Genomic DNA, 12501 nt, shown 5'->3' with positions numbered 1-12501 from the left:
CGCGACCGGTTTCCGGCCGCAGCCGCGGCGCTCATTACTGCCTTGCCCGTCATGTCCAGCACACCTCGTAGCGCTTCCGCCCCCGTCGAGGGCTCCGACCCCTGGTCGAATCTCGACGAAGCCGGCAACGGCCTGACCGTGAACGACTTTCTCACCACGATGCTGAGCCAGCTGGTGACCGCCCTGCGCAGCAGTGTGACGGAACCGTATGCCACGCAGTTCGACCTTACCGTGCCCGAGTGGCGGATTCTGGCGTTGCTGGCGCATGGCGAGCCGATGTCTTTTGCCGAATTGGTCAAGCAATCCACCTCGGATAAGGCACTGGTCAGCCGCACGCTGCGGCTGCTTGAGGATCGCGGCCTGGTGACGCTGCAGTCCGAAGGCACCACGCCTCGCAAGCGCCTCGCATGCACGATCAGTGAAGCGGGCGCTGCGTTGCATGCGCAGGTCATTCCACTGGCGCGGCGCGGCCAGGCTTCGGTGATTCGCCTGCTCAGCCCGGAAGAGCGGCGTGGGCTCTATACCGGCCTGCGCAAGCTGCACGGCATCTGCACCGGATCGGGCAAAGAGGAATAGGCGATACCGGGGAACAGGCGGCGCCGGCGAGCTGGACCCAGCGCCCCGCCGGCGGTCTACTTGAACGGCGTCTGCAGGATCCCCATGACCGTGCGAATGCCGTCGCGGTAGTTACCCAGCCGCATGTTCTCGTCAAAGCTGTGCTGGTTGTTGTCGGCATTGACCAGCGGAACGATCACAAACGGCGATTTCAGCGCCTGCACCGCCGCGCCCGTCGGCACGGTGCCGCCCATCATGCGGATCTGCACCGGCGGCTTGCCGTAGGTGTCCTGCATCACCGACTGCAGCCACTTGCTGATCGGCGCATTCAGATCGGTGCGTGCAGCCGAACTGGACGCCGAGACCTCGTCGGCACTTAATGCGGCCAGCTTTGCATAGCGCGCGCGTTCTTCGGCCGTTGGTTCGCCGTTCACAAGGTGATAGCCCTGCTTTTCAATATGCGCCCGCAGCATCGCCACAAGGCTTTCGGGCGTAGTTTCGGGAACGGTGCGGATGTCGATGTCGGCTATCGCCACCTCCGGAATGATGGTGCGCGCCTTGGGCCCCACATCGCCGGCAACGATGCCTCGCACATTTAGGCTCGGGTACTGCATCGCCTCCTGATAGTTGGCTCCTACCTTTTCGGTGGTGGCAATGCCCAGCCGGCGCTTGAGCGCCGCCTCGTCATCGGGGACCGCCGCCATGACCTTGCGGGCACGGTCGTCGATCTTCACCGCACTGTAGTAGCCGGGGATGGTCACGCGGCCGCTGTCATCCTTCATCGATGCCAGCAGGCTTGCCATGCGTTGCACGGGATTTGCGGAATAGTTGCCGTAGTGGCCGCTATGCAGCCCCTGAGTGGCGCCAAACACTTTCAGCTGCACCAGCTGGATGCCGCGATTGCCAAACACCAGCGTCGGCTGGTTGCTCTGGTGCATCGGGCCGTCAAAGATGATCATGCCGTCGTTGCGCAGCAGCGCAAGATTTTCTGCGATGACACGGCCCAGTGACGGCGAGCCCTTTTCCTCCTCGGAATCGAGCAGCACCTTGATGTCGACGCCAGGGTCGACGCCGGCTGCCTTGAGCGCATCGAACGCGGCGAGGAACATCACGATGGGGCCCTTGTCGTCCGACGACGAGCGCGCAAACAGGCGCCACTCCGGGTCCACCTGGCCGCCGTACAGCTTCTCGAGCGGCAGCGGCTCCCACTTGCCGTCGGCGCTGCGCGCCTTGAGCGTGGCCTCCCATGGACTCTTCTGCGCCCATTGCGACGACGTGACCGACTGCCCATCCAGGTGCATGTAGAACAGCACGGTCTTGCGCGCTGCGCCGCCTGCCGCGGCCGGCGCACGGTATTCCGCATAGACCATCGGTTTGTCGCCGTTGCCAAGCGTGCGCGCCTGGAAGCCGCGCCGGCCGAACGCCTTCACCAGCCAGTCGGCATTTTTCTGGATATCGGCAGGCACCGTGGCATCGTTGGGAATCGCCAGCAGTTCCACCCATTCGCGATAGCTGGCCGCGGCCGCGCGATCCGCCGCCTGCGCGAGCTGTGCGCTGTCCAGTGCCGCGGCGTGCGCCGCCGCAGTCGCACACAGGACGGCGACAGACGCCGCGAGGGTCGATCGCGCGACGCGCTTGATGCGCGTAGACCAGACGTGGGCAGGCGAAAAATCGGGCATGTTCTCCTCGGGCATGTATTCCTCAATGGGCAGGTTTATCCACCTGCGCATTATGGCCACAGACATCTGAACACCGAAAGCCCTTGTCGCGCAGAACGCCACGGTTTGCACTTTTTAACCTGCTTTGCGAATCGTCTTATCGACGCGCCGTGTCGCTTTGTTCGGTGAGCCGCCGCATGCACATACGGGAGCCGGCTCGCGCCCCGCAACGCCAAATCGCGAAGCCGTCGTCACTGACCCGGAATTACAAAACCGGTAAGTTGCGAAGGCATGCCAATCGCACAAACCTCGCGGGAGGGCTGAAGCTGCGTGGCAAGGCAACTGGTACGAATCATGCGCTGGATCCCTTCCGGGCCCCGGTCGCCCGGTCCATTTCCCCGGGTCGCAACCACGGGCTGCACGTTCCATCGGGTTCACTGACGTGTGCTTGTTCGCGTTCCCTGCTTGCATTTTTCACATTCAGACCATTAGGAGACGGCCATGGCCATTGACGATCCGAACAACATCAACCCGCACGACGCACAGCAGCGCCTGAAGTCCGACACGCGGCAACTGGCGCAGGATCTTGACGATCTGCTGGCGCAACTGCCCAACCTGACCGGCGACGCCATCGAATCGGCCAAGCAGGCTTTCCTGTCGAAGGCAGCAAGCGGACAAGACAAGCTTGCATCGATCAAGACGAGCGTCGCAGACAGCGTGTCGCGCGGGCAGGAATGCGTGACCGAGTACGTTCACCAGCAGCCGATGCGCTCGCTCGGCATGGCGCTTGGACTCGGCGTGGTGCTCGGTGCATTGCTGTGCCGGCCATCGTCGCGCTACGGTCGCGATGATTAGGCCGTGTTCGATCGCGCTTAGTCGACAGGACGACGCCGCAATCTCCGTGGCAGTGGCAACGATGCGGTAGCGACGCACCGCCGACGCAGCCATGATGAGCAAGCTGCGCAACAAAAAAGCCGGAGCGCTGTTATGCGCTCCGGCTTTTTGTACGCTCCGGCCTTGAATGACGACGATCGTCTCAAGGGGCCGTTAGAGGAGCCAGCGCCCCCCCGGTCGTGCCTTCAGTTCGATATCGACGGAGTCAGCCGATCGCCGTTATCGTCGTCGCTACCTTCTTCGTCCGGCCAGTTGCGTCCGACCATCCACTCATAGAGCGTGGGCAGCACGATCAGCGTCAGCAGCGTCGCCGTAATCAGGCCGCCGATGATCACGATCGCCAGCGGGCGTTGCGTTTCCGATCCGATCGCGCGCGAAATGGCCATCGGGAACAGGCCCAGCATTGCCAGCATGGCGGTCATCAGTACCGTACGCAGGCGGTCCATCGATCCGGTCAGCACGGCCTCGCGAACGGACATGCCTTCTTCGCGCAGCTGGTTGAAGTAGGTCACCATCACCACCCCGTTCAGCACGGCCTGGCCAAACAACGCGATAAAGCCGATGGCCGCCGAGACCGAGAGCGGAATGCCGGTCAGGAACAGCGCGAACACGCCGCCGATCAGCGCGAACGGAATGTTCGAGATGATCAGCGCCGCGCTCTTGAACGACTGGAACGCGTTGAACAGCAGCAGGAAGATCAGCAGCACCGACAGCGGCACCACGATCGACAGACGTGCCATGGCGCGCTCCTGGTTCTCGAACTCACCGGACCAGCTGATTTTCACGTCCTCGGCGTTGACGTTCTTCTTCACCAGCGCCTGCATGTCCTTCACCACGCTGCCCATGTCGCGGTCGTGGATGAAGATGCCGATCGACGTGGTGCGCTGCCCGTTTTCGCGGCTGATGTTCATCGCACCCGATGCCGCACGGAACGTCACCAGTTGCGACAACGGCACCTGTGCACCGTCGGCGGTCTGCATGAAGATGTTCGGCAGGTTGGGCAGTTCACGCTCGCCCGGCTTCAGGCGCACCACCACGCTGAAGTGCTTCTCGCCTTCCCACAGTTCCGTGGCGGCCTTGCCAGCCAGCGCGCTTTCCATCAGGTCCTGCACGTCGGCCACGTTGATGCCATAGCGCGCGGCCTGGGCGCGATCGAACTCGAGCACGTACTGCGGCAGTTCGCCATCGCGGTCGATAAACGCGCGCATCACGCCCTTGACCGACTGCACATTGGCCAGGATCTGGTCGGCAACCTTCTTGTTGTGCTCAAGGCTGTCGCTCTGCACCTTGATCACGATCTGGCCCTTGATCTGCGAAATGCTCTCCAGGATGTTGTCGCGCACGGGCTGCGAGAAGTTGGGCTCGATGCCCGGCAACTGCCGCAGGTTGTGGTTGATTTCCTCGATGATGGCGCGCTTGTTGTAGCCGGCGCGCCAGTGCGTGTCGGGCTTGAGGTCGACCAGGATTTCCACGGTGTTGATCAGCTTGGGATCGGTGCCGTCGTCGGGACGGCCCACCTTGGAGATCGTTGTGTTCACTTCCGGCGTCTTGCGGATAACGCTGCGCAGCAGGCGCGCCTGATCGCGCGCCTCATCGAGCGACACCGACGCCGGCAGGTCGAAGCTGACCCACATCGATCCTTCGTCCAGTTCGGGCAGGAATTCGCTGCCCAGGAACTTGCCCACGCCCACCGTCGCCACCAGCAAGCCCAGCGCAACGCCAACCACCTTCTTCTTGTTGTCCAGCGCCCAGCCAAGCATCGGCTCGTAAATGCGCTTGCAATGGCGCACCACAAAATTGTCCTCGTGCGCGATGTTCTTCTTGAGCAGCAGATGACACAGCAATGGCACCACGGTCAGCGACAGGATCAGCGATCCGATCAGCGCACCGGTCACCGTGTAGGCCATCGGCGCGAAGATCTTGCCCTCGTGGCGTTGCAACGTGAAGATCGGAATGTGCGCGGCGATGATGATGATCATCGAGAACACGGTCGGCCGCCCCACTTCCGTGGTGGCCTGCAGGATCGCGTGCAGACGCGCCCGGTTGTCCTTGATCTGCGCTTCCTTCAGTTCCCCCAGCCGCTTGAAGATGTTCTCGACGACGATCACCGCGCCGTCGACGATGATGCCGAAGTCCATCGCGCCCAGCGACAACAGGTTGGCCGGAATGCCGACCCACGTGAGTCCGATGAACGTCGAAAGCAGCGACAGCGGAATCACCAGCGCCACGATGGCTGCGGCGCGCACGTTGGCCAGGAACAGGTAGAGCACGGCCAGCACCAGCAGCGCACCTTCCACCAGATTGCCGAACACCGTGTGCAGCGTCTTGTCGATCAGCGTGGAGCGATCGTAGTACGGCACGATCTTCACGCCCTTGGGCAGGATCTGCGAATCGAGCAGATCTATCTTCTGCTTGAGCGCTTCGAGCACCACCGACGGGTTTTCGCCCTTGCGCATCACCACGATGCCCGAGACGATGTCGTCTTCGTTGTCCTGGCCCATCAGCCCCTGCGGCGGGGCCGAGCCGATCTTAACCTCGGCGATATCCTTGACCAGGATCGGCGTGCCATTGTTTTCCGCCACCACCACGTTGGCGATATCGGCCGACGAACGGAAGCTACCCAGCGAGCGCAGCAGGTACTGTTGCCGGCCATGGGCGACCGCGCCGCCACCGGCATTGGAGTTGCCGCGCTGCAGCGCCGTGAACAGTTGCGACAGCGAAATCTTGGCATCGCGCATGCGGCCAAGGTTGGGGTTCACTTCATATTGCTTGACCGAGCCGCCGATGGTCACCACATCGGCTACGCCCGGCACCTGGCGCAGGTTTTTCTCCACCACCCAGTCCTGCAGCGTGCGCAGTTCCTGCGGCGTATAACCCTTGCCGGTCAGGCGGAAGCGGAAGATCTCGCCGATCGCGGTGGACAGCGGCGCGAGTTCGGGCTGCACGCCATCGGGCAGATCCACGCCACGCAGGCGCTCGATGATCTGCTGGCGCGCAACGATGTCGGTGGCCTTGTCGTTGAAGGTCACCATCATGAACGACAGGCCGAACTGCGTATGCGAGAACACGCGCACCGAATTCGGCGTGCCGGCCAGCGCGGTTTCGATCGGGATCGTGACCTGCCGTTCCACTTCCTCGGCGGCGCGTCCCGGATACAGCGTGATCACGTTGACCTGGATGTCCGAGACATCGGGAAACGCTTCGATCGGCAGGTTCTTGAAGGCGGCCAGGCCGCCCGCGATGAAGATGATCAGGCCCAGCCAGACAAAGAGCTTCTGGTGCAGCGCAAAATTGACGATACGCGAAATCATGTGGCCGCCGTCCTTATTGCTTGGCGGTTGCACGCGCGGCATTGACCGCGGTGGCATCGCGCAGGATGTCCTGCAGATACAGGTTGCCGTCGGTGATCACCACCTCGCCGGCCTTCAGGCCCTCCACCACTTCCGTGGTGCCCGGCAGCGTCACACCCAGCTTGACCTCACGGCGCTCGAAGGTGTTCGGCGCGGTCGCGGTGCGCACGAACACGTAGTTCTTGTTGTCGGCCAGGAACACGGCCTTGGATGGCACCGAGATGCCCTGGAACGACGCGGCCTTGACGCGCGCCGTGACGAACATCTCTGCCTTCAGGCGGCGGTCGGCATTGGGCACCGCAAGCCGCACCTTGACGCTGCGCGAGGCCGGATCGACATAGTCGGCGATCTTGACCACGGTACCCGTGAAGGTTTCGCCCGGATACGCGGCACTGCTCAACTTCACGTCGATGCCGGGCTTGAACAGGCCCAGATCCGCTTCGGCGGCGTCCAGTTGCGCCCACAGCGTGGACGGGTCGGTGATCAGGAACAGCGGCGCAGTGGGCTGCTGATCCGGGCGCACTTCCATGCCCGGATTGATGTTGCGCTCCACCACCAGGCCGTCGATCGGGCTGCGCAGTGCAAAGCGCTGGTTCACCGCGTCGCCGTTGCCGGCGCCGTACATGCGCAGCGCGGCCTGGGTGCGCGCCAGATCGGCGGCGGCACGCGCGCTGTCGGCCTGCGCCTGCTCCAGATCCTTCTGCGCCACGATGCCGGCTTGATACAGCTCGCGCTGGCGGGCCAGCGACTTGGCGGCCACCGCGCTGTCGGCGGCGGCCTTGCGCGCATCGGCCTGGGCCACGCCGTAATCGGGTGAGGTCAGCATGGCCAGCGGCTGGCCGGCCTTCACGGTGGCGCCGGGCTGCACCAGAATTTCCATCACACGGCCCGCAAACGGCGTGGCCACGCGCACGGTCCTGTCTTCATTCCAGACCAGGCGGCCCGGCATGTTGAGCATGCGGTCGCCGCCGCTTTGCACCGGTTGGCCGACGATCCCCGGCAGCACCTTCACGCTGGCCGGATAGGTGATGGTCTGGCCCTTGATCGTCGGATCGTCATTGTTGTCCGACACTTCCTTCTTGCCGCAGGCGGTCAACGCCAATGCGCACAGCGACACAACGGCAGCCATCCGCACGACACCGCTGCGGGTCTGGCGGGATTCAGCGGAGAAAAACGGGATATTAGGGACGCGACGCATCGGTACGGACCTGGGGAAGCTTGTTGATATCGGAATTTGTGGTTTGCAGCGCGGTCAGGTATGCCGACAGCGCCTTGGCGTAGTTGCCTTGCGCCTCGACGGCGTCGACGCGCGTCTGGCGCAGCGCGCGCCGTGCATCGAGCAGATCCAGCACGCCGGAAGCGCCCTTGCTGTAGGCAAACTCGGCGCTGCTGGCGACGCTTTCGGCGGCCGGCAGCACCGACTCGCGCATCTGCTGCAGCGACGCGCGCGCCGCATCGAGCTGCGCCCGCAGGCGGCCGATCTCGTTCTGGGCTTCCAGCAGCACGCGGTTGCGGTCATCGAGCGCGGCGTAGTAGTCCACTTCCGCGCGGCGCGCTTCACCGCCAAAGCTATGCCGCACGAACAGCGGAATCGACACAAACACGCCGTAGCTGTTGCCGCTGCCGGTCGTGTTGGCCTCGGAAACCGGATAGTGCTCGTATTGCGCGCCCACGGTCACGTCGGGGACGCGACCAGCGCGTGCCAGGTCGCGGGCGGATGCCGCGGCGGCCAGGCGCGCTTCGGCGGCCGTCACATCGGGACGGCGCTGCAGCACTTCCGGGTCGAACGCCGGTACGGGCGCGTCGGCGCCGGGCCAGTCGGCCACCAGCCGGTTGTCCATCAGAGTGCCGGGCACGCCCATGGCGGCGGCGAGCGCCGCCTTGTCGCTGGCGTGGTCCGCAATGGCGGCGCGCAGGTCGCTCTGCGCACGCAATGTTTCGAGCTGCAGCTTGGTCACGTCGGCGCGCGATACGTCGCCCGCTTTCAGCCGCGTTTCATTGGCCTGCTGCGTGCGCCCGTAAAGCCCGACTGTCTCGGTCAGCACTTCCACGCGGGTCTGGCTGACCACGGCCTCGTACCACGCCTGGTCGACGGCGCCCAACTGCTGCGCAACCACCGCCTGCACCTGCTCGCCCACGGCGGCGCTGGCCTTGCGGGCCGCATCGGCACGCAAGTTGCCCTTGTTCGCGGTCTCGATGACCTGATCGACGCGCACCGTGGAATCGACGGTCTTGCTGCGCCAGCTGCCGGCGCCAACGCCCAGATGCGGGTTGATGTTGGCCACGCCCAGGCTCAGCACCGGATTGGGACGTTGCGACGCGATCTGGATGTCTGCCTGGCTGGCTTCTTCGCTGCGGCGCGCGGCGATGATGTCGCGATTGCATCGCAGCGCATCCAGCCGCGCCTGCGACAGGGTCAGAGTGGCTTTGGGCGGAGGCGGCACGCAGGGGCCGTCCGGTGGCATGGGCTCGCTGGCGGCGGCGACAGCGCTGGCGGCCAGGGCAAGCAGCGTTGCCGCGGCAGCACGGAAAACGGAAAAATGCACGATCAGTCTGGCTCGAGTCGACTTGCGGTCAGCTGTTAACGACCGTGCGCACTGAACGGTGCACCGGGGAGGCAACTTTATTGATTCTGTTCTGGCCCCGGATCTTGCGTCCTATGTCCTGTTGTCTGGACACGCACGGTCTCCCACGCGCATTTCAACGTAAAGTCATTACAAACGCCTTTCATCCTCCACATAAAATTCGATATTTGCGGCGAACGGCCCGTCAGGGAAAATACCGATTGGCGCTGCAGGCTTCGATATTCTCAGTCAGTGCCTGCTCCATGAAATGTGCAAGCCGCGCCGTTCACGCTTAATAAATCCTTAACAAAGCATTAGTCCGGGGCGGCGGCAGCGATGCGTTGCGCGCGTTCCAGAACGGGCCGATCGACCATCTTGCCGTCTACGGCGATGGCCGCGCCGTTTGCCGCCGCGGCTTGCGCCACCACGCGCCGGGCCCAGGCCACGTCTTCGGCCGAAGGCGCCAGCGCGGCATGCACGCCCGCCACCTGGTTCGGATGGATCAGCAGCTTGGCGCCAAAGCCGAAACGCCGCGCGCGCGCCGTATCGGCCGCCAGCGCCTGGGCGTCGCCGATCGCGGTGCAGACGCCATCGACCGGCGCGGGCAGCCCGGCCGCGCGCGAATGCAGGACCAATTCGCTACGGAAATGATGGAGCGGCGCGTCATCGTCAGCGACGTCGAGATCGAACATGAGATCGATGCTGCCGAACATCAGCCGGATCACACCGGGTGCGCGCGCCACCTCGCGCAGGTCGCGAAACCCTGCCGCCGTTTCCAGCAGCGCGTAGCAGGTAATGTCCGACAAGACCGCCCGCAAGGCTTCCAGGGCGGCGCAATCTGCCTTTGGCAACACAATCGCCGCAACCGCCAGGTCGCGACAAAATGCCAGATCGTCGCCGAAATACGCGGTATCGGCTCCATTGACGCGCACCAGCAGCGTCACGCCGGCCGCGTCGGCCTGTGCCCGCAGCGCCGGCCAGGGCGCGTGCAGGTTGTGGCGCGCCGCGGCTTTGTCGTCGGGCGCCACTGCGTCCTCCAGATCGACAATGACCGCGTCCGCGCCGGCGGCAATGGCCTTGCCGATGCGCTCGGGCCGCGAGCCCGGCACGAACAGATAGCTGCGCGGTGCGCGGGAAATGGGAGTCGTCATCGTCATGGTCGGCGGCCTCACACCACGCCGTCGGCATGCAGCCGCGCGATCTGGTCGGCGCTGCAGCCCGCTTCGGCCAGGATCGCATCGGTGTGCTGGCCCACGGCGGGCACCGGATCCATGCGGGCGTCGGTCAGGCCCGGCGGCAGCAAGGCCGGCACCGGACCTGCCGAGGTCTGCACCTCGCGCCAGCGGTCGCGCGCGCGCAATTGCGGATGCGCCCACACATCGGCCATCGTATTCACGTTGGCATTGGCGATCTTGGCCTCTTCCAGCCGCTGCACCACCTGCTCGGCGCTCAGGTGCCCAAACATCTGCACGATGCGATCGCGCAGCTGCGCGCGGTTGGCGCTGCGCAGGCTGTTGGTGGCAAACGCGGCGTGCGTGGCCAGGTCGGGTTCCTGCAGTACCACCTTGCAGAACACGGCCCATTCGCGCTCGTTCTGCAGACCCAGCATCACGGTCTTGCCGTCCCCGGTCGGAAACGGCCCATACGGGTAGATCGTGGCGTGCGACGCACCGGCGCGCGGCGGCGGTTCGGCGCCGTCGAACGCGTAATACATCGGAAAGCTCATCCATTCGACCATCGATTCGAGCATCGACACGTCGATGCGCTTGCCGCGCCCGGTCTGCCCGCGCTCGATCAGCGCCGCCAGCACGTTACTGTAGGCGTACATGCCCGCGGCGATATCGGCCACTGACGCTCCGGCCTTGACGCCCTCCTCCCGTGTGCCCGTGACCGACACAAAGCCGGACTCGCTTTGCACCAGCAAGTCGTACGCCTTCTTGTCGCGATAGGGACCATCGCCGCCATAGCCGGAGATGTCGCAGACAATCAGGCGCGGATAGGTTTGCGAGAGCGTCTCGTAGTCGAGGCCCAGCCGCGCCGCCGCGCCCGGCGCCAGGTTCTGCACCAGCACGTCGGTCTTTTCGAGCAGGGCGGCCAGCACCGGCGCGGCGGCGGGCGCCTTGACGTCCAGCGTGAGGCTTTCTTTCGAGCGGTTGGTCCAGACGAAGTGCGACGAGAGGCCGCGCACGCGGCTGTCATACGCGCGCGCGAAATCGCCGGGACCGGGGCGTTCGATCTTGATCACGCGCGCGCCCAGGTCCGCCAGTTGGCGGGTGCAGAAAGGCGCGGCAATCGCCTGTTCGAGCGAGAGTACGGTAATGCCTTCGAGGGGTCTTGGCATGGCAGTGTGGGGCGCTTCAGGCGAAGGGATGTGCGGATTGCACGATGGATGCCAATCTACCCGCGCGCCGTGGCCTTGTGAAATAGCAATTGCCGAAGGCACCATAAGTAGAATCAATACCCCCAACCCCCTTGACGCACTGACCGGAAGGAAACCGCTCCCATGGATATTCGCGCCATGCGCTATTTCGTGGCCATCGTCGACCACGGCAGCCTGACCCGCGCCGCCGAAATGGTCTGCGTGGCCCAGCCCGCGCTGTCGCAACAGCTGGCCGCGCTGGAAGACGAATTCGGCGTGCCGCTGGTGCATCGCGGCGCCAAGGGCGTACGCCCCACCGAGGCGGGCAAGACGCTCTACCGCCACGTGCGCAATATCCTGCGCCAGGTGGAGATCGCCGGGGCCGACGTGCGCGTGGCCGGCGCCGAGGTGTCCGGCACGGTTGCCATCGGGCTGCCCACCACGGCCGCCGCAGCCTTTGGCATGCCGCTGGTGCGCGCGGTGCGCCAGCGCTATCCGCAAGTGCGCCTGCAACTGTTTGAAAGCATGAGCGGCTACATCTCCGAGCTGCTGAACCAGAACCGGCTCGACTTTGCGATCCTGTTCCGCGACACCGCGTCGCGCGCGGTGGAGCCGGAGCCGCTGGCGAGCGAGCCGCTCTATCTGATCGGCACGCCGCCCGGCGCGGCCCCGCGCGGCCGCAACGCATCCACCATCGCGCTCAAGGCCATCGACGGGGTACCGCTGGTACTGCCCAGCGGCTCGCAAGGCCTGCGCGAAGTGGTGGAGCGCAGCTTCGCCAAGGCGGGGATCGCGCTGAACGTGGTGGCCGACCTCGATTCGCTGCCGTTCCTGCTGGCGGCCGCGCGCGAGGGGCTGGCGTGCACGATCCTGCCGGCGTCATCGCTGGGCGAGGACGAACGCGGCGATGGCGCGGTGCCGCGTCGCCGCATCGTGCCGGAACTGCGGCGCACGCTGTCGCTGTGCTGGCCGCGCGCACTGCCCAGATCGAATGCCGCCGAGGCGGTGGCCGATGTGCTGCGCGAGATCGTCGAAGCGCGCATCGCCGCGGGCGGATCGCTGGCGCCACCACCGCGGACCTAGCCGCGGCCGGACATCGGCTCACCCGCGCCGTGGCCGGT

9 protein-coding genes are annotated in these 12501 nt (G+C 65.3%); 3 read left to right on the top strand and 6 right to left on the bottom strand.

The features are described 5' to 3' along the window. Positions 1-51 precede the first annotated feature (51 nt). On the top strand, positions 52-576 hold the full coding sequence (locus AC1RKI_RS13475) for a MarR family winged helix-turn-helix transcriptional regulator (RefSeq protein ID WP_061954571.1): 525 nt from the start codon (positions 52-54) through the stop codon (positions 574-576). Between the two features lie 56 nt (positions 577-632). Here AC1RKI_RS13475 and AC1RKI_RS13470 read toward each other — a convergent pair whose 3' ends face one another. Further along, positions 633-2249 carry a M20/M25/M40 family metallo-hydrolase gene (locus AC1RKI_RS13470; RefSeq protein WP_492795684.1) on the bottom strand — a complete coding sequence of 539 codons (1617 nt, stop codon included), beginning with the start codon at positions 2247-2249 and terminating at the stop codon, positions 633-635. Between the two features lie 465 nt (positions 2250-2714). Between AC1RKI_RS13470 and AC1RKI_RS13465 the strand changes: the two genes are divergently transcribed. Further along, the gene (locus AC1RKI_RS13465) at positions 2715-3068 is read left to right on the top strand and encodes an ElaB/YgaM/YqjD family protein (protein ID WP_061954569.1); all 354 of its coding nucleotides are present in this window, start codon (positions 2715-2717) and stop codon (positions 3066-3068) included. A 224-nt stretch (positions 3069-3292) separates the two neighbouring features. On the opposite strand, the gene AC1RKI_RS13460 is transcribed toward AC1RKI_RS13465, so the two are convergent. The 5 genes from AC1RKI_RS13460 to AC1RKI_RS13440 form a co-directional block, all read right to left on the bottom strand. Then, entirely contained in the window at positions 3293-6418 is a 3126-nt protein-coding gene (locus tag AC1RKI_RS13460; protein WP_244788202.1) for an efflux RND transporter permease subunit, read from the bottom strand. A 13-nt stretch (positions 6419-6431) separates the two neighbouring features. Further along, positions 6432-7586 carry an efflux RND transporter periplasmic adaptor subunit gene (locus tag AC1RKI_RS13455; protein ID WP_223506212.1) on the bottom strand — a complete coding sequence of 385 codons (1155 nt, stop codon included), beginning with the start codon at positions 7584-7586 and terminating at the stop codon, positions 6432-6434. Positions 7587-7638: 52 nt separating this feature from the next. After that, on the bottom strand, positions 7639-8922 hold the full coding sequence (locus AC1RKI_RS13450; protein WP_061954684.1) for a TolC family protein: 1284 nt from the start codon (positions 8920-8922) through the stop codon (positions 7639-7641). Positions 8923-9335: 413 nt separating this feature from the next. Then, complete coding sequence (locus AC1RKI_RS13445) at positions 9336-10172, bottom strand: HpcH/HpaI aldolase/citrate lyase family protein (RefSeq protein ID WP_492795682.1); 837 nt, start codon at positions 10170-10172, stop codon at positions 9336-9338. A gap of 17 nt (positions 10173-10189) precedes the next feature. Further along, positions 10190-11362, bottom strand: coding sequence for a CaiB/BaiF CoA transferase family protein (locus AC1RKI_RS13440; protein ID WP_492795680.1), 1173 nt, complete (start codon positions 11360-11362; stop codon positions 10190-10192). 162 nt (positions 11363-11524) lie between these two features. Between AC1RKI_RS13440 and AC1RKI_RS13435 the strand changes: the two genes are divergently transcribed. Beyond that, positions 11525-12463: a LysR substrate-binding domain-containing protein gene (locus tag AC1RKI_RS13435; RefSeq protein WP_492795678.1), complete on the top strand. Its 939-nt coding sequence runs from the start codon at positions 11525-11527 to the stop codon at positions 12461-12463. Positions 12464-12501: the final 38 nt, after the last annotated feature.

Source organism: Cupriavidus sp. GW822-FHT06G04 (assembly GCF_058799075.1).
Note: the sequence above shows the minus strand (reverse complement) of the source record. Positions and strands in the feature narration are given on the sequence as shown.

Excerpts from the sequence above, each read along its gene's own strand:
- AC1RKI_RS13440 (WP_492795680.1), bottom strand. The coding sequence starts at position 11,362 with ATGCCAAGACCCCTCGAAGGCATTACCGTACTCTCGCTCGAACAGGCG.
- AC1RKI_RS13435 (WP_492795678.1), top strand. The coding sequence starts at position 11,525 with ATGGATATTCGCGCCATGCGCTATTTCGTGGCCATCGTCGACCACGGC.
- AC1RKI_RS13450 (WP_061954684.1), bottom strand. The coding sequence starts at position 8,922 with ATGCCACCGGACGGCCCCTGCGTGCCGCCTCCGCCCAAAGCCACTCTG.
- AC1RKI_RS13455 (WP_223506212.1), bottom strand. The coding sequence starts at position 7,586 with ATGGCTGCCGTTGTGTCGCTGTGCGCATTGGCGTTGACCGCCTGCGGC.
- AC1RKI_RS13470 (WP_492795684.1), bottom strand. The coding sequence starts at position 2,249 with ATGCCCGAGGAGAACATGCCCGATTTTTCGCCTGCCCACGTCTGGTCT.
- AC1RKI_RS13460 (WP_244788202.1), bottom strand. The coding sequence starts at position 6,418 with ATGATTTCGCGTATCGTCAATTTTGCGCTGCACCAGAAGCTCTTTGTC.
- AC1RKI_RS13475 (WP_061954571.1), top strand. The coding sequence starts at position 52 with ATGTCCAGCACACCTCGTAGCGCTTCCGCCCCCGTCGAGGGCTCCGAC.
- AC1RKI_RS13465 (WP_061954569.1), top strand. The coding sequence starts at position 2,715 with ATGGCCATTGACGATCCGAACAACATCAACCCGCACGACGCACAGCAG.
- AC1RKI_RS13445 (WP_492795682.1), bottom strand. The coding sequence starts at position 10,172 with ATGACGACTCCCATTTCCCGCGCACCGCGCAGCTATCTGTTCGTGCCG.